The organism is Mesorhizobium sp. M1A.F.Ca.ET.072.01.1.1, assembly GCF_004023325.1.
GTDB lineage: Bacteria > Pseudomonadota > Alphaproteobacteria > Rhizobiales > Rhizobiaceae > Mesorhizobium.
This window is the reverse complement of record NZ_RZSF01000677.1, coordinates 1-768: the sequence shown is the minus strand read 5'-3', so window position 1 is coordinate 768 and position 768 is coordinate 1. Positions and strand designations below refer to the sequence as shown.

The 768-nt window shown below is 68.9% G+C and carries 1 protein-coding gene; it reads right to left on the bottom strand.

Annotated elements, in window-relative coordinates:
- Nucleotides 1-43 precede the first annotated feature (43 nt).
- Nucleotides 44-768 (bottom strand): toprim domain-containing protein (locus EOA32_RS37495; protein WP_128374331.1); only part of this gene is annotated, 725 nt, incomplete at its 5' end.

Genomic DNA, 768 nt, shown 5'->3' with positions numbered 1-768 from the left:
CTTCCGGTGACGCCACCCCTGCCCGCCTGCCGGCTCGGGCCGTTCATCCTGGCGGCAGGAAGAGAGGGACATCCTCCGGGAGGAGCTGATCGCTGAGCCATGCCGCGAGATGGGCCCGGCCGAGATGGCGCAGATCGTCGTTGAAGTCGCCGAGCTGCGGTCGCAACACCAGGGCGAGGATCCCAGACTCGGCTGCGCGCTGGCTGAGACGCTCGATGCCGTGCCGGCCGGCTGCGTCGGCATCGGCCGCGATGTAGAGGCGACGGCAGCCGGGCGGGAAGATCAGGCCGGCAAGGTGATTGGCCGAGGTGGCGGCGGCAACCGGCAGCGCCGGCATCACCACCTTAAGCGAAGCCATCGTCTCGAAGCCCTCGCCGGCGGCCATGACCGGGACCGGCGCACCGGGCTGGCGGCCTAGCCAGATGCCGTTGCCAAGGAGATCTCCCAGTGAGCGGCGTGGATCAGTGATTTGCGCCTTGCCCTGACCCGAAGGATCAAGCCAGGTGCGCTGCAGACCGGTGATCTGCCCGTCGAGGTTGGTGACAGCGGCAATCAGTGCAGGCAGGGTCTGCGTCTCGCCGGTCACGAGATCCCTGTAGTAGCAGCCGGGATGGAAACGTAGCGCGCGCTCATGCGTGGAAAGCAGGATGCCGCGGCCGGCGAGGTATCGTTCGGCCAGCGTGCCGGCGATCGGCTGCGACATGGCGAACAGGCGACACGCGGCCTCAGGCGAGCCGCGTGCCGCGGCAGGTTGGCGCTGCGTTCCAA